This window comes from Microbacterium laevaniformans (assembly GCF_016907555.1).
GTDB lineage: Bacteria > Actinomycetota > Actinomycetes > Actinomycetales > Microbacteriaceae > Microbacterium > Microbacterium laevaniformans.
In genome coordinates this window covers 1,543,189-1,559,269 of sequence record NZ_JAFBCE010000001.1, presented here as the reverse complement: position 1 = coordinate 1,559,269, position 16,081 = coordinate 1,543,189, and the positions used below count along the sequence as shown (strand labels likewise).

The following is a 16,081-nucleotide window of genomic DNA, read 5'->3' as shown; positions in this document are numbered from 1 at the left end:
TCGTATCGAGCGCTCGGTGTCCACGTCTGTTACTATACCGGCTGGACGGTTTACAAATGATGACACTGACTGAAGAGATCACCCTGGCCGAGTCGAACGGGAAGCGCGTGGGATGGCGCGGCTGGCTCGCACTGATCGTGCTCATGCTGCCGGTTCTGCTCGTCTCTGTGGACAACACGGTGCTGAGCTTCGCCCTGCCCGACATCGCCCTGAGCCTGAACCCCTCCAGCGCCCAGCAGCTGTGGATCATCGACGCCTACCCGCTGGTGCTCGCGGGGCTCCTGGTGACGATGGGCACGCTCGGCGACCGCTTCGGGCGTCGAAGGATGCTGCTGATCGGCGCGACGGGCTTCGCCGCCGTGTCCGTGCTGGCCGCCTTCGCTCCCAGCGCCGCCTGGCTCATCGCCGCACGTGCCGGTATGGGCGTGTTCGGCGCGATGCTGATGCCGTCGACCCTGTCTCTGCTGCGCAGCATCTTCACCGACCGTGACCAACGCCGCATGGCGATCGCGGTATGGGCGTCGATGTTCTCCGCCGGAGCGGCCCTGGGACCGATCGTCGGCGGCATCCTGCTCGAGCACTTCGCCTGGGGATCGGTGTTCCTCATGTCGGTTCCGGTGCTCGTCCCGCTGCTGATCCTTGCGCCGCTGCTGGTTCCCGAGAGTCGCGATCCGCGACCGGGCCGCATCGACCCGGTCAGCATCGCCCTGTCGATGCTGACGATGGTGCCGATCGTCTACGCGATCAAGGAGGTCGCGGTGCACGGCTTCGGGGTGCTGCCGGTGGTGCTGACGGCGGCCGGACTCGGCTTCGGTGTCGTGTTCGTTCGCCGTCAGCTCGCTTCCGCGCAGCCGATGCTCGACATGCGGCTGTTCGCCCGTGGCACCTTCAGCGGCGCGCTGCTGGTGAACCTGCTCAGCGTCGTCTCTCTCGTGGGCTTCCTGTACTTCGTCGCGCAGCATCTGCAGCTCATCGTCGGTCTGTCGCCGATGGAGGCGGGGTTCGCGCTCGTTCCCGGCATGGCGGCGATGATCGTCGCCGGTCTGCTCGTCGTGCCGATCGCCCGCCGCGTCTCGGCGCGCGTGGTCGTGCCGGTCGCGCTGACGTTCTCGGTCGTGGCCTACCTGCTCGTCCCCGGCGCGGTCGGCGACGGCGCCCTGGCCCTGCTGATCGCCGCCTTCGTCCTGCTCGGCATCGGCATCGGTGCCGCCGAGACGGTGTCGAACGAGCTCATTCTCGCCAGTGCGCCCCCCGCCAAGGCCGGAGCGGCCAGCGCCGTGTCGGAGACGGCCTACGAGCTGGGCGCCGTCCTGGGTACGGCGGTGCTCGGCGGCATCCTGACGGCGGCCTATCGAACCGGCATCGTGCTTCCGGCGGGGGTCGAAGGGGCGGCGGCGGATGCCGCGCGCGAGACTCTGGCGGGGGCGATGACGGTCGCGGGCTCGCTCGACGGCGCCACCGCCGATGGGCTGCGCGCGGCGGCCGCACACGCCTTCGACGCGGGCGTCGGCATCACCGCGGTGATCGGAGCCGTGCTCGTCGCCATCGCCGCGGTCATCGCGGCCACTACGCTGAAAGGGTCCCGCAGCGCCCACGTCGATCACTGACCGTCCCGACGGACGTCGACACCGACGGCGCCGCGCATGCCCGAGTACGAGCAGTGTCGAGGAGTTCCATGTCGCGTGTCATCAAGCTGGCCGTCATTCCGGGTGACGGCATCGGTCCCGAGGTCGTCGCAGAGGCGGAGAAGGTGCTCGATGCCGTGACCGCGGCATCCGAGGTCACCTTCAACAAGACGCGCTTCTCCCTCGGGGCGGCGCGCTACCTCGAGACGGGAGACACGCTCACGCACGATGATCTGGCCGCCATCGCCGCACACGACGCGATCCTGCTCGGTGCCGTCGGGGGCGTACCGGGCGATCCGCGTCTGAAGGACGCGAACATCGAGCGTGGGCTGCTGTTGAAGCTGCGGTTCTCGCTGGATCACTACGTCAATCTGCGTCCTTCGAAGCTCTACACGGGAGCACCGGGGCCGCTTGCCGATCCGGGTGAGATCGACTTCGTCGTCGTCCGCGAGGGCACGGAGGGGCCGTACGTCGGCAACGGCGGCTCGATCCGTACCGGAACGGCGCACGAGGTGGCGAACGAGACCTCCGTGAACACGGCCTTCGGCATCGAACGCGTCGTCCGGTACGCCTTAGCCCAGGCGGAGCGCCGACGCAAGAAGGTGACGCTCGTGCACAAGACGAACGTCCTCGTTCACGCGGGGGGGATGTGGAAGCGGATCGTGGATGCCGTGGCATCGGAGCACCCCGAGGTGACCGTAGACTATGTGCACATCGACGCGGCCACCATCTATCTGGTCACGAACCCGGGCCGCTTCGACGTGATCGTCACCGACAACCTCTTCGGCGACATCCTCACCGACTTGGCCGGCGCCGTCACCGGAGGCATCGGCCTCGCCGCTTCGGGAAACATCAACCCCGACGGCGCGTTCCCCTCGATGTTCGAGCCCGTGCACGGCTCGGCGCCGGACATCGCGGGACAGCAGAAGGCCGACCCCACGGCCGCGATCCTCTCCGTCGCCCTCATGCTCGACCATCTCGGGCTCGCCGACGAAGCCGCGCGCGTCACCCGCGCCGTCGAGGAGGACATCGCCCACAGGGGCTCCGCACCCCGCACCACCGCTCAGGTCGGCGACGCCATCGCCGCCGCGGTGCAGGCGTAGCCTGGAACCGCCGCACGTACGCCGACCGCTCACACCCTCAGGACACGACATGAGCCTCATCTACGAACCCGACGCCGGACTTGCCCCTCTGGAGTTCGCGGTCACCCGCAACCTCGCCGCGAAGGCGCCGGCGGAACGCGAGCAGCTGCTCGCCGACCCCGCCTTCGGCACGACCTTCACCGACCACATGGTCGACATCTGCTGGTCGGTGCGCGGCGGATGGCACCGCCCGCGCGTGCAGCCCTACGGCCCGCTCTCGCTCGACCCCGCCGCGGCGGTGTTGCATTACGGCCAGGAGATCTTCGAGGGCATCAAGGCCTACCGTCACGCCGACCGCTCGGTCTGGACCTTCCGACCCGATCAGAACGGCCGTCGCCTGCAGCGCAGCGCACGGCGTCTCGCGCTGCCCGAGTTGCCGGTGGAGTACTTCATCGAGTCTCTGAAGGCGCTCATCGCCGTCGACGGAGCCTGGGTGCCCTCGGGCGCCGACCAGAGCCTCTATCTGCGCCCGTTCATGTTCGCGAAGGAGGCGTTCCTCGGGGTTCGACCGGCCAACAAGGTCGGGTACTACGTCATCGCCTCCCCGGTGGGCGCGTACTTCAAGGGCGGCGCGAAGCCGGTGTCGATCTGGCTCAGCGAGGACTACGCCCGCGCCGGCAAGGGCGGGACCGGTGCCGCCAAGACCGGTGGCAACTACGCCGCCAGCCTGCTGCCGCAGGCCGAAGCCTACGAGCAGGGCTGCGACCAGGTCGTGTTCCTCGATCAGGATCGCAATGTCGAGGAACTCGGCGGCATGAACGTCGTCTTCGTCTACAAGGACGGGACGATCGTGACGCCGAAGTCCGACTCCATCCTCGAGGGCATCACGCGCGACTCGATCCTGCAGCTGGCGGCCGACCGCGGTCACAAGGTCGAGGGACGCGCGGTGTCGATCGAGGAATGGCGCTCGGGCGTCGCCTCGGGCGAGATCGTCGAGGTCTTCGCCTGCGGCACCGCTGCCGTCGTCGCGCCGATCGGCGTGCTCAAGGGCCGCGACTTCGTCGACGAGCAGCCCCTCGGACCGCTCGCGCAGTCGCTGCGCGACGAGCTGACCGACATCCAGTACGGGCGCCGCGAGGACACGCACGGGTGGCTCGTGCGCCTGGACGAGCCGGCCGGCGACGCGGAGTCCGCCGCGTGAGGGTCGTCCGCTTCAGTCACAATGACGCGATCCGCTTCGGGATCGTCGACGAGACCGATCTCGTCGTCCTCGCCGGCGACCCGCTGTTCGCGGGCTTCGAGACGACGGGGGAGCGGGTTCCGCTCGGTGAGGTGGCGTTGCTGGCACCGGTCATCCCGCGCTCGAAGATCGTGTGCGTCGGCAAAAACTACCGCGACCACGCCGCCGAGATGGGCGGCGAGGCCCCGGCCGCGCCGCTGCTGTTCCTGAAGCCGAACACCGCGGTGATCGGACCGGGAGATGCGATCGTGCGACCTTCGCAGTCCGAGCGCACCGATTTCGAGGGCGAGCTGGCGATCGTGATCGGCCGTGTGGCCAAGAATGTCCCGGCATCCGCTGCGCTCGATTACGTGTTCGGGTACACGATCGGCAACGACGTGACCGCGCGTGACCTGCAGAAGTCGGATGGGCAGTGGGCGCGCGCCAAGGGGTTCGACACGTTCTGCCCGCTCGGTCCGGCGATCGAGACGGAGTTCGACCTCGAGGGCGGCGCGCGCATCGTGACGCGGGTGGACGGCGACGTGCGCCAGGATGGCCCGATCTCCGACATGGTGCACTCGGTGCCGGAGATCATCGCCTACGCCTCGGCCGCGTTCACGCTGCTGCCGGGGGATGTGATCCTCACCGGTACGCCGGCTGGCATCGGGCCGTTCGACGCGGGCCAGACCGTCGAAGTCGAGATCACGGGGCTGGGCACACTGCGCAACACCGCGCGAAACGCGTGAGCGCCCTGGCGCCGGCGATGGACCCCGTCGCCGTCGCGCGTATCCAGCGACGCACCGTCACCGTCCTCGCCGCCGGACAGGTGCTGGGCGGCATCGCCTTCGGCGCAACGGTCTCGCTCGGCGCCCTGCTCGCGGCCGATCTGTCGGGCCAGGAGGCGCTGTCAGGGCTGGCGACGGCATCCGTGACGCTCGGAGCATCGTTGTGCGCCATCCCGCTCGCGCGGATGGCGGCACGGCGCGGGCGACGGGTGGCGCTGACGCTCGGCAACCTCTTCGCGCTGATCGGCATCGGGATCGTCATCACGGCGGCCACCGTGCGCAGCTTCCCGCTGCTGATCGTGGGCGTGGTGCTCATCGGCGCCGGCAACGCGGGCAATCTGCAGTCGCGCTTCGCCGCGACCGACCTCGCTCCCGCCGCGCGCCGGGGGCGCGACCTCGGCACCGTCGTCTGGGCGACGACCGTCGGGGGTGTGGTGGGCCCGCTGCTTCTGACACCGGGAGAGGCCGTCGGCGCCGCGCTGCGTATGCCGCCGCTCACCGGCTCCTACGCGTTCTCGATCGTGGCGCAGCTGATCGCTTTCGCGCTCTACCTCGCGGCGCTGCGGCCCGATCCGCTGCTGCTGGCACAGCGTCTGTCGCGCAGCGGCGATGCGCAGCGGGAGCACATCGACGATCTCGATCGGCCGGTGGCGGCGCGCTACGCGATCTTCGCGGTGGCGGGATCGCACGTGGTGATGGCGTCGGTGATGGCGATGACGCCGATCCATCTTGCGCACCTGGCACCCGAGCACGTCACGCTCGTGGTCGGAACCACGATCGCGCTGCACGTGTTCGGTATGTACGGCTTGTCGCCGGTGTTTGGGCTGCTGGCGGACCGATGGGGACGTATCGCGACGATCCTCCTGGGCCAGGCGCTGCTGGCGGTGTCGCTGATCGTGGCGGCGACCATGCCCGATTCGCAATGGGCGGTGCTGGTCGCGCTGTTCCTGCTGGGAGCGGGGTGGAGCGCTGCGACCGTGTCGGGCGCAGCTCTGCTCACCGAGAGCTCTCCGACGAGCCTGCGGCCGCGACGGCAGGGGCTCAGCGACACGATCATGACCTTCAGTGCCGCTGTCGGCGCCGTGCTCGCGGGCGTCGTCCTCAGTCAGATCGGCTACGGCGGACTCGCGCTCGTCGCCCTCGTGCTCGTCGTCGCGGTCACCGTGCTCTCGCCGTACGCGCGCCGCGGCTGACCCGCCCGGGGTGCCGCGGTTGCGGCGTCGTTGGGGCGGCTTGCGGCGCGGGGCATGCCGAGGAGATGCCGGATGCCGAGGAGATGGCGGATGCCGAGGACGATCTGACACGGAGCTGTCTTCGGATCCCGACATCTCCGCGGAATCGGCGTCCCGCGCACGCCCAGCGCAGCGCGCACGCCCAGCGCGTCCAGCCGATGCCGGCGCCGACTCCCGTGCCAGCTGGTCCCGCTTGCGTGCCGTACTCAGTCAGGGCGGTGGCGGCGGGTCTCGGCATCCGCGTGATTCCGCGGATGCAGGCGATCGGTCCTCGCGCGCAGACTGAATACGGCACGTCCACGCCGTGCGGCGGGGGAGAGAGAACGCCGTCGCTCGGGGGTCAGCGGCCGAGGGCGGTGACGGCTCGCTCGACGTCGTCGTCGTCGTTGAACACGTGAAAGGCGACGCGCGTGCGCCCGTTGCGGCCGGATGCCGTGATGCCGGCGGCCTGCAGACGCGCGAGGTCCGCTCCCTCGGGATCGAGCCAGGTGACGATCGCCGTCGGGATGTCCGGCTGCTCCAGCTCCTGCGCCCGACGAAGGCGGGACGCGAGACCCGTGGCGTGAGCGTGGACGGCCGCGATGTCGGCCTGCGCGAATGTCCGCAGCGCGGGCTCGGCGCCGACGAATGCCTGCCAGGCGGGGGAGACGTCGAAGCGTCGCGCGCAGGCGGCGAGATCCGCGTCACCGCCGTAGCACGACGTCCAGGGATCGTCGCCGGCATACCACCCGGCCTGTACGGGCGCGAGCGTGCGCGCGTAGTCCGCGCTCACCGACATGAAGGCGACGCCGCGCGGGCAGCACAGCCACTTGTAGGCGTGACAGAGCAGCGCATCGAATCGCCCGGCGTCGACCGGCATCCAGCCCACGGCCTGCGTGGCATCGCATACCGTGCGTGCACCGACCGCGGCTGCCGCGGTGCAGATGGCGTCGACGTCGGCGACGTGACCGCACGCGGACTGCACCAGGGAGAACGCGACGAGCGTCGTACTGGAGGTGATCGCGTCGGCCAGGCGCGACAGCGGAGCGGTGCGGACGCGGATGCCGCGGCCTGCGTGCACGAAGGGCAGGACGAGCGAGGAGAACTCGTGTTCCGGTACCAGGACCGTCGAACCCGCGGGGAGCGCCGCCGCGAGAAGTGCCACCTGAACCGACGTCTGGGAGCCGATCGCGACGCGCTCGGGGGCGACACCCACGAGCGACGCGAAGTGTGCTCGCGACTGCTCCACCGCGCGACTGTAGCTCGCGATGTCGGGGCGTCCGGCGAGGTCCGCGGCGACCGCGCGCCGCGTCGCGTCCATCGGCAGCCCCACCGTGCACGCGGCCAGGTAGCCGTCGGCGGAGCCGAACTCGGCGCGCACCGAGGCGAGGGGGTCGTGGACGGCGGTGATCATGGTTTCAGCTTCGCGCGTCGCGACGTATGCGTCTACGGCAGGTATTGCATGAGAAACATGCCATGCGATGATGTGTGCGTGAAGGAGATCGCCCCGGAACTGGACGTCCAGAGCCTGCGTACCGTGCGCGCGATCGCCGACACCGGCTCGATCACAGCGGCCGCCGCCGCTCTGGGATACAGTCAGCCCGCCATCAGCCAGCAGCTGCGGCGTTTGGAGAACCGGCTGGGGGTTGCGCTGATCGAGCGCGTCGGTCGCGGCGTGCGGCTGACGGAGGCCGGCCGCGTGCTCGCCCGTCATGCGCCGGCCGTGACGCACGCCTTCGACGCCGCCGCCGAAGAACTGGCACAGCTGAGGGGGCTGCGCACCGGTGTCGTCCGCCTTGTCGCCTTCCCCTCGGCTTCGCCCGTGCTCGTTCCACGGTTGCTTGCGACGCTGTCCGCCTCTCACCCCGGACTCACGCTCACCTATGTGGAGGCGGAGCCACCGGAGGCGGTGGAAGCGATTCGTGAAGACCGCGCCGACATCGCGCTGACCTTCAGCTACCCGGGGGACCGCGACGACCCGCACGGATCGAGCGCCCGGGGGCTCACCGTACGCAGCGCCGGTCGCGACGACCTGCTGCTCGTGCTGCCCGGAGGCCATGCGGGTGTGGCGGACGTCGCGGCACTCGCCGACGCGACGTGGATCGCCGGTTGCCCTCGCTGTCGCGGCCATCTGCTGGAGCTCTGCGGTCGCGCGGGATTCGAACCGCGCATCGGGTTCGAGACCGACAATGCCGTCGCGGTCGAAGGACTCGTGGCGCAGGGGTTGGGCGTGGCGACGCTGCCGCGGATGGCGGTCGAGTCCTTCCCGTTGCTGCCCGGCGTGCAGACCTCGCCGCTGCCGCCGGCCGAGGCGCGCGGACTCCACGTCGTCACGGCACGCGACGCCGAACGGGTGCCGTCGGTGAGCAGCGTGCTCGAGATGCTCGGGCGGGAACTCGCTGCGGTGCAATCCGTATCAGCCTGACCCGCGGCGTGATCGCCGGACCGCGCCGCGCGCTCGTCGTCGCGACGCGGGGGTGACGATTCGCTGGGCCCGCCCGCCGCCTAGACTGGAGGCGATGTCTGCCGCGATCCATCCCCGTACCACCACCGCTTCCGGAACCGACGTCCGCGTACGGTTCTGCCCGTCGCCGACCGGCCTTCCGCACGTCGGCATGGTGCGCACGGCGCTCTACAACTGGGCGTACGCGCGACACACCGGCGGCAAGCTCATCTTCCGCGTCGAAGACACCGACGCCGCTCGCGACAGCGAGGAGAGCTACCGTCAGCTCGTCGACGCGCTCACCTGGCTGAAGATCGTCTGGGACGAGGGCGTCGAGAAGGGCGGCCCGCACGAGCCGTACCGCCAGTCGCAGCGCCGCGACATCTACGCGGGCGTCCTCGAGACCCTGATCGCCTCGGGTGCCGTCTACGAGTCGTACTCGACGGCGGAGGAGATCGATGCGCGCAACGAGGCCGCAGGGCGAGCGAAGCAGCTGGGCTACGACAACTTCGACCGTGACCTCACCGAAGACCAGAAGGCCGCTTTCCGCGCCGAGGGCCGCGAGCCCGCGTGGCGCCTGCGCGTGCCCGATGAGGACCTGACGTACGTCGACCTCATCCGCGGCGAGGTGACGTTCCCTGCCGGCTCCTTCCCCGACTTCGTCGTCGTGCGCGCCGGTGGCCAGGCGCTCTACACCTTCACCAATCCGGTGGACGACGCGCTCATGGGCATCACCCACGTGATCCGCGGCGAGGACCTCATGCCGTCCACCGCGCGCCAGCTCGCGCTCTACGGCGCGCTCATCGAGGCCGGCGTCACGGACTTCATGCCGCGGTTCGGGCACATGCCTCTCGTGCTGGGCGAGACCGGCAACAAGAAGCTGTCCAAGCGCGATCCCCAGGCCGACCTGTTCCTCCATCGTGAGCGCGGCTTCATCCACGAGGGGCTGTTGAACTACCTCGCGCTCCTGGGCTGGTCGATCGCGGCGGATCGGGATGTGTTCTCTCTGGAGGAATTCGTCGCCGCGTTCGACATCGTCGACGTGAACCCCAATCCCGCCCGTTTCGACCAGAAGAAGGCCGAGTCGATCAACGGTGACCACATCCGAATGCTCGCCGCCGAGGACTTTGCCGCCCGGCTCGTTCCGTATCTGCATGCCGCGGGTCTGATCGAGAATCCGCCCACCGCCGTGCAGCAGGCGACACTGGATGCCGCCGCGCCTCTCGTGCAGGAGCGCATGCAGCTGCTCGGTGAGGCGCCCGGGCTGCTGGGCTTCCTGTTCCGCGACGATGTCGTGTACGAAGACGATGCGCTGAAGGGTCTGCCCGCCAATGCGGGAGAGGTACTCGTGGCATCCGTGGGAGCACTCGAGCTGGTACCCGAGCACGGATTCACCGCTGCGGCGGTGCAGGATGCGCTGTCGGCGGCGTTGATCGACGGTCTGGGGCTGAAGCCGCGAGTCGCCTACGGCCCACTCCGGGTTGCCGTCAGCGGACGACGCGTGTCCCCGCCGCTGTTCGAGTCTATGGAGCTGCTGGGCAAGGCAGAGTCGGTGCGTCGCCTCGGCGCGCTGGTTCAGCACCTCGGCTGAGCCGGGAGCCGCGGCGCATCAGGAGCCGCAGGAGTAGAGGCCTGACATCGGGGCGTCAATGACTTCGGTGCAGTTCGCCACGACCCACGTGCGGATCTGACCGGCCGTGGTGCTCGCGTTGTCGGTGCCGCCGAGCCCGCCCGATGGGCCTCCGCCACCGCCAAAGCCCCCGTTGCCGGCGATCACGTACCGCAGCTTCCCGTCGGCGATGAGCGTCTGGAATGCCGCGAGCGTCGGTGCCGGATCACGCTCGTCGAAGCCGCCGATGGGCAGGAACGACCCGCCGTCCGAGGCCAGGATGAGCGACGCCGCGCTCTGCGCCCCGAAAGTCGCCGCCAGGTACGCGGTGCCCTGTTGGTGCTCCGTCAGCCAGGCCACGGTAGCGGCGGCGCCTGTGCCCGCCTCGCCGGACGAAGCGGCGAAACCGCCGGAGTTGCGAGTGCCCGTGCCCGGCCCGCTGGAACGTTCGCGTGCTCCGTCGGTTGAGGCTCCGGTCTGTCCGCCGGACCGCGAGAACCCGTCCCCGGGGTGCCCCGCCCCGAGCGGCCCCGAGGTACCGCTCCCGGATCCGGAGGCCCCCGAACCGGGTCCGCCGAGGCCTGTTGCTCCCGGTGCGCCGCCGCCGGTACCGGGTCCGAACCCTCCGAACCCGCCGATGCCGGACACACTGGCGACGCCGGCCGCGGTCGGGTTGGTCGAGTTGGGCGACCACATCGTTACGACGGCCCAGCTCGCCGGCGTCAGCAGCATGGCGATCGCCGCGACGACGGCCGTCAGCAGCCGCGGGTGTGCCCGACGGTGGTCCACCACGACGGCTGCCACCACGGCGACGGCGACGAGAACCTGTGCCACCGCGATCGGCAGTGAGAATGCGGCTCCCCGGTCGGAGGCGACACTCAGGCTGATGATCAGCGCCGTCGTGGCCGCGACAGCCGGGAGTGCGATCTGCGCCCACAGGATGCCGCGTCGCCGCGCCCAGGCGAACGCGGCGCCGGTCAGCAGCGCCATCGGGATGGCCATTGAGGCGGTGTAGAACTGGTGCATTCCGGCCACGAGCGAGAACATTCCGGCGAACGTGACGAACCACACGGCCCCGAACACCAGCAACGGCAGGCGGAAGCGAAGGACCGCGAGGATCACGATGGCGAGGATCGCGGTCGGGATCAACCAACCGATCTGATCGGCCAGTGAACCGTTCAGCAGCCGCACGGCCGAGGGCGTTCCCGAGAACGGCGGAGTGAATGAGCGGTAGGCCGCGCTGTCGGCGGTCGTGGAGCCGAACCTGCCGAGTCCGTTGTAGCCGAACACCGTCTCCCACGGATTGTTCGTCAACGTGCTGCCGATATAGGGGCGGTCGGATGCCGGAACGAGCGAGACCGCGATGATCCAGCCCAACGACAGCACGAGGCTGAGCGCTGCCGACACGGCGACATGCCAGACCCGGCGCCACCACGGCTGTCGGGTGCAGAGATAGGCGACGGCGAGTGCAGGCCAGACCGCCCACGCCTCGAGCATGTAGGTCTGGAAGCCGGCGGCGATGAACACGCCCGCCAGTACCAGCCATCCGAAGCTGGCCCGGCGCAACGCGTGCGTCGCTGCCCACGCCGTCAAGGCGAGGGCGAGCACGAAGAACGTCTCTGGCTGGTTGGAGCGCGCGACCGCGACCAGGATGGGCGTCGTGGCGACGACCGCCCCGCCGACGAGGCCCGAGGTGATGCCCGCCCATCGCCGTGCGGTGATCGCGGTCACCACGGCCGCGATCGCCGCGGCCAGCGCGTTGGGAATGATGACCGCGGCGGGGGAGAAGCCGAAGATGCGCACGGTGAGAGCGGGGATCCAGAACGAACCGGGGATCTTGTCCAGGGTGATCGTTCCGGCCGGGTCGAACGAGCCGAAGAGGAAGTTCGGCCAGCTGCGGCTCATCGACAGCGCGATCGATGCGTAGTAGTCGGACATCGAACCGCCGACGCCCCAGGCTGTGAGGATCGCGGCCGCGACTGCCATGACGAGGAGAGACCAGTGCCACGGCGTGCCCATCCGCCGCCGGGTCGTCGCGGGGGTGTGGACGGGCGAGAAGGCGGAGGCGGCGGAGGCGGGGAGCGCGGTCACAACGGTCACCGTAGGACCGCTTCACCAGCGGCGTCGTTGTGCGGCCTATGAAATCGCCCGGATCGCGCCCGTCAGTCCGACGCCCACGTCGCCCAGATGACGTTCTGGCCGTCGATCTGTTGGGGACCGGCCCCCACCGCGTACCGTGCCGAGCTGGCGTCCTCACCGTCGAGCCACCAGATGTAGGCGCCGTAGCCGGTGCTCTGCTGGTACCCCGCGGCCGTCAGCGTGGCACCGATCTGCGCGACGGCGGCATCCGCGTCCCCGACGAAGATCGCTCCCTTGCGCTTCGTTCCGCCGTAGTCGTCCTCGACGTAGCAGGCGGGGGAGACGCCGGGTCTTCCCGCTTCCGGGAAGACGAAGCGCGCGGGATCGGCGGGAGTGGGGTTCAGGTATCCGTTGGCGTCCATGAACGAGATCATCGCGTCGGTGCAGCCGAACAACTGACCGGCGCCGACGGCCGCCGGTGTGCCGGCCTCGGCGGTGGGACCGGCGTCGTTCTCGGTGGCGGACGGCGTCGATGCGGGCGAGACCGCGCAACCGGCGAGCACGAGGACGGCGATGGCCGTGGCGGGCAGGAGCAACGGGGATTTCACACGGCTCAGTGTCCGATCTGCCCGGCGACAGGGCAATGCGTGGTCCGGCTGGTTTGGACTCGGTCCGCGCGTGGGCTAAGCTAGACCCTCGGTACGACTTCGGTCGTCACCCCCTGGGGTATGGTGTAATTGGCAACACGGCTGATTCTGGTTCAGTTGTTCTTGGTTCGAGTCCAGGTACCCCAGCGCTATTTTCCGCAGGATTCCGCATCAGAATCCACCCTCGTTTGGGGGCTTCTCGACCTGTCTGACGGGGTCCGGGGCCAGACACCCTCCGGTGCGTCCGTGCGCAGAGTCGGTATCCCGATCTCCACGCTCTCGTGGCGTCCCGTACGGGTGTCCACGGAGGATGCCGGCGCACCTGATGTGCATGGACATCGGCATATTCGGCATCGCACCGCCGAACTTCACGACGCAGGCGGAGATCGCCGACATCATCAAGGTGAATCGGCCTGACTTTCGTTCCTATCGGAGCCTTGTCCGGCAGGTGCCGCTTGGCCTGATTCTTGGTCAGCGTAGTACGCGTCCTCGACCTCGACGAGGGTACGCATGCTGAGCTCGCCGTGGAGGCGGGAGTTGTTCCACCACCACACCCATTCGCAACGCGCGATTATCGTGGGGATCGAGAGGAAGTCCCACCGGCAACGTGCCCAGGACTCCAGGTGTGCGCGGAAAACGCAGATCAGCACCTGGTTTCGGTGAGCGTTCGCGGCTCGCTCGTCAGATCGGGTTCTTCGGGAAGCCCCTTGACATGTGGTTCGTGGGGGCGTTCGCTGTCTCGCGGAGGGCCGGCGTTGTCGAGGCCCTGCCGAAGAAGCATCGAGCAACGCATCGGATCGGAGTGGACATGAAAGCAGTGGTGTACGAGGGACCCCGTCAGGTCAGCACGAAGGACGTCCCGGACGCGAAGATCGAGCGCCCCACCGATGTCCTGGTCAGGGTGACGACGACGAACATCTGCGGCTCGGACCTCCACATGTACGAGGGGCGGACGTCCTTCGAAGTAGGCCGGACGTTCGGTCACGAGAACATGGGGGAGGTCATCGAGGTCGGTAGTGGTGTGGAGAAGGTCAGGGTCGGAGACCGGGTTGTTCTCCCGTTCAACATCTCGTGCGGATTCTGTAAGAACTGCGAACGCGGCCTGACCAACTACTGCCTCACCACCCAGCCCGAACCATCATTCGCCGGTGCGGCCTACGGGTTCGCCGACATGGGTCCCTACGGCGGTGGCCAAGCGGAACTGCTCCGCGTGCCTTTCGGTGACCACAACGCGCTGCGCCTGGGCGAGGATGCGGAGGAGAAGGAGAACGACTACGTCATGCTCTCCGACATCTTCCCCACCGGCTACCACGCCACCGAGATGGCCGGCGTGGTCCCGGGCGACAGCGTTGTCATCGCCGGGGCGGGTCCGGTCGGGCTCATGGCCGCCCTGTCCGCGATGATCAAGGGCGCCGCGAAGGTGATGGTGGTCGATCGTCACCCTGACCGGCTCGCGTTGGCCGAGCAGATCGGCGCGATCGCCATCGACGACTCCAAGGTCGATCCCGTGCAAGCCGTCCTCGACGAGACGATGGGGCTGGGAGCTGATCGTGGCTGCGAATGCGTGGGTTACCAGGCCCACGATCCTCAAGGCAACGAGGACACCGCCGCCACGCTGAACATGCTCATCAACGCGGTCCGTTTCACCGGAGGAATCGGCACCGTCGGCGTGTTCGTCCCCCAGGACCCCGGAGCCAAGGACGACCTCGCCAAGCAGGGAAAGGCGGCCATCGACTTCGGAACGCATTGGTTCAAGGGGCAGACCATGGGAACCGGTCAGGCCCCGGTCAAGCGGTACAACCGCCAGCTGCGGGACTTGATCGCGGCCGGCAAGGCGACCCCTTCCTGGATCGTCTCCCACGAGATCTCGCTGGACCAGGCTGCCGACGCCTACAAGAACTTCGACGCCCGGTCCAAGGGTTGGACCAAGGTTCTCATCAAGCCCGGGATGTCGACTGAGAAGAAGGGAAACTGATATGGCCGAGACGCTGCAGGGCAAGAGAGTCGCCGTCCTCGCTGCCGACGGGGTCGAGCGAGTCGAGCTCGAGAAGCCCCGCGAGGCGCTGGAGCAGGCTGGTGCACAGACCGAGGTTCTGTCGATCCATGACGGTGAGATTCAGGCCCGTGAGAACGATCTGGATGCAGCAGGCACGTTCACCGTCGACGGGTTGGTCGCGGACGCCTCTGTCGCCCACTATGACGCCCTGCTTCTCCCGGGCGGCACGGTGAACCCCGACCAACTCCGGATTGATCCCGACGCGGTCTCCTTCGTCCGCGAGTTCGTCGAAAGCGGCAAACCCGTTGCGGCGATCTGTCACGGGCCGTGGACGCTGATCGAGGCGGGTGTGGTCAAAGGTCGCACCTTGACATCCTTCCCGAGCATCCGCACCGACCTGCGCAACGCCGGTGCGGACGTCGTCGACCAGGATGTCGTGGTGGACGGGAACCTGATCACCAGCCGCTCGCCCGATGACCTGCCTGCGTTCTGCGATACGATCGTGGCGAATTTTGCGAGCAATTCAACCCAGGACGAGGTGACGTCATGAGCGTGACGAAGGGACTGCTTGTCAGGCTGGAGGCCCTGCCCGGCAAGGAAGACGAGGTCCAGGAATTCCTCGGCATCGGGCGAGGACTCGTTGAGGAGGAACCGTCCACCATCGCGTGGTTCGCGATCCGTCTCGGCCCGTCCTCCTTCGGGATCTTCGACGTGTTCCCCGATGACGCCGGCCGCGACGCGCACCTGTCCGGCGCAGTTGCTGCCGCTCTCGGCGAGCAGACCGGCAAACTGTTCAGCGAGCCGACGATCGAGAAGCTCGACGTCCTGGCCTCGAAGCTCCCCGCCTGAGACCCACGACCTCGTCGAGCGTGCCGCTGTCCGATCCTCATATCGCACAGCGGCACGCTCGTCACGATGGGGTGACTTTGGTTGCTGCCTGCAGTGCCGCGGCGAGGTAGCCCGCGGATGCACAGACGCCCTTATCCGCGACGCAGGCTGGCCTACCAGCTGCGACCACGGTCCCGCCGAGTCCCCTCAGGTCCACGAAAATTCCCGGTAAAGCACCAAAAATACATTTCCCGATCAGGGAGTTAGCGGCACCGGTGCGCGGCCTTGACCGATGGCGAGGACGCCGCAGCCGAGGCAGCCGACTGGTCCCGGCGGTGACTCGACCGTCACGGTCAGCGCATTGCGGCCGCGGCGCTCGACCGCGATCACCCGCAGCCCGTCCAGGCCGACCAGCACGTCGCAGTAGTTGCCATCGGCAAGGCAGCAGGTCGTAGGCTCGGTCATCGTTGAGGTCCTCTCGAGCAGATGAGGTAGAAGTCCTCTGATCCTCGGGGACCTCGACCCATCTCCCGAGCAGCCCCGGCTACCGGCGCGTC

The 16,081-nt window shown here is 68.8% G+C and carries 14 protein-coding genes and 1 tRNA gene; 11 read left to right on the top strand and 4 right to left on the bottom strand.

The genetic code is table 11. From position 1 onward, the window contains the following. Nucleotides 1-56 precede the first annotated feature (56 nt). The 5 genes from JOE53_RS07330 (at nucleotide 57) to JOE53_RS07310 (ending at nucleotide 5,904) form a co-directional block, all read left to right on the top strand. Nucleotides 57-1,607 (top strand): MFS transporter, encoded by a 1,551-nt coding sequence (locus JOE53_RS07330; protein WP_204947284.1) that lies wholly within the window; start codon nucleotides 57-59, stop codon nucleotides 1,605-1,607. Nucleotides 1,608-1,675: 68 nt separating this feature from the next. Further along, on the top strand, nucleotides 1,676-2,728 hold the full coding sequence (locus tag JOE53_RS07325; protein WP_204947283.1) for a 3-isopropylmalate dehydrogenase: 1,053 nt from the start codon (nucleotides 1,676-1,678) through the stop codon (nucleotides 2,726-2,728). A 49-nt stretch (nucleotides 2,729-2,777) separates the two neighbouring features. Further along, on the top strand, nucleotides 2,778-3,908 hold the full coding sequence (locus JOE53_RS07320) for a branched-chain amino acid aminotransferase (RefSeq protein ID WP_204947282.1): 1,131 nt from the start codon (nucleotides 2,778-2,780) through the stop codon (nucleotides 3,906-3,908). Further along, nucleotides 3,905-4,672 carry a fumarylacetoacetate hydrolase family protein gene (locus tag JOE53_RS07315; protein ID WP_204947281.1) on the top strand — a complete coding sequence of 256 codons (768 nt, stop codon included), beginning with the start codon at nucleotides 3,905-3,907 and terminating at the stop codon, nucleotides 4,670-4,672. The genes JOE53_RS07320 and JOE53_RS07315 overlap by 4 nt, the downstream gene beginning before the upstream one ends. Nucleotides 4,673-4,689: 17 nt before the next feature. Further along, entirely contained in the window at nucleotides 4,690-5,904 is a 1,215-nt protein-coding gene (locus JOE53_RS07310) for an MFS transporter (RefSeq protein WP_204948191.1), read from the top strand. 379 nt (nucleotides 5,905-6,283) lie between these two features. Here JOE53_RS07310 and JOE53_RS07305 read toward each other — a convergent pair whose 3' ends face one another. After that, entirely contained in the window at nucleotides 6,284-7,336 is a 1,053-nt protein-coding gene (locus tag JOE53_RS07305) for an aminotransferase class V-fold PLP-dependent enzyme (RefSeq protein ID WP_204947280.1), read from the bottom strand. A 48-nt stretch (nucleotides 7,337-7,384) separates the two neighbouring features. On the opposite strand from JOE53_RS07305, the gene JOE53_RS07300 reads away from it, so the two are divergent. Next, nucleotides 7,385-8,347 (top strand): LysR family transcriptional regulator, encoded by a 963-nt coding sequence (locus tag JOE53_RS07300; RefSeq protein WP_204947279.1) that lies wholly within the window; start codon nucleotides 7,385-7,387, stop codon nucleotides 8,345-8,347. 94 nt (nucleotides 8,348-8,441) lie between these two features. Next, on the top strand, nucleotides 8,442-9,956 hold the full coding sequence (gene gltX / locus JOE53_RS07295) for a glutamate--tRNA ligase (protein WP_204947278.1): 1,515 nt from the start codon (nucleotides 8,442-8,444) through the stop codon (nucleotides 9,954-9,956). A gap of 18 nt (nucleotides 9,957-9,974) precedes the next feature. Here the strand turns inward: gltX and JOE53_RS07290 are convergent, their stop codons facing one another. Continuing rightward, a complete protein-coding gene (locus JOE53_RS07290; protein WP_271171093.1) occupies nucleotides 9,975-12,065 on the bottom strand; it encodes an ArnT family glycosyltransferase in 2,091 nt (696 codons plus the stop codon). Between the two features lie 71 nt (nucleotides 12,066-12,136). Then, nucleotides 12,137-12,661 carry a hypothetical protein gene (locus tag JOE53_RS07285; RefSeq protein ID WP_204947276.1) on the bottom strand — a complete coding sequence of 175 codons (525 nt, stop codon included), beginning with the start codon at nucleotides 12,659-12,661 and terminating at the stop codon, nucleotides 12,137-12,139. A gap of 114 nt (nucleotides 12,662-12,775) precedes the next feature. On the opposite strand from JOE53_RS07285, the gene JOE53_RS07280 reads away from it, so the two are divergent. The 4 genes from JOE53_RS07280 (at nucleotide 12,776) to JOE53_RS07265 (ending at nucleotide 15,545) form a co-directional block, all read left to right on the top strand. Further along, nucleotides 12,776-12,847, top strand: a tRNA-Gln gene (locus JOE53_RS07280). A 661-nt stretch (nucleotides 12,848-13,508) separates the two neighbouring features. Then, nucleotides 13,509-14,675, top strand: coding sequence for a glutathione-independent formaldehyde dehydrogenase (locus JOE53_RS07275; RefSeq protein WP_061683672.1), 1,167 nt, complete (start codon nucleotides 13,509-13,511; stop codon nucleotides 14,673-14,675). Nucleotide 14,676: 1 nt separating this feature from the next. Continuing rightward, on the top strand, nucleotides 14,677-15,246 hold the full coding sequence (locus tag JOE53_RS07270; RefSeq protein ID WP_204947275.1) for a type 1 glutamine amidotransferase domain-containing protein: 570 nt from the start codon (nucleotides 14,677-14,679) through the stop codon (nucleotides 15,244-15,246). Further along, the gene (locus JOE53_RS07265) at nucleotides 15,243-15,545 is read left to right on the top strand and encodes a putative quinol monooxygenase (protein ID WP_061683674.1); all 303 of its coding nucleotides are present in this window, start codon (nucleotides 15,243-15,245) and stop codon (nucleotides 15,543-15,545) included. The genes JOE53_RS07270 and JOE53_RS07265 overlap by 4 nt, the downstream gene beginning before the upstream one ends. A 234-nt stretch (nucleotides 15,546-15,779) precedes the next feature. Here the strand turns inward: JOE53_RS07265 and JOE53_RS07260 are convergent, their stop codons facing one another. Beyond that, on the bottom strand, nucleotides 15,780-15,989 hold the full coding sequence (locus JOE53_RS07260) for a hypothetical protein (protein ID WP_157557072.1): 210 nt from the start codon (nucleotides 15,987-15,989) through the stop codon (nucleotides 15,780-15,782). Between the last annotated feature and the right edge of the window lie 92 nt (nucleotides 15,990-16,081).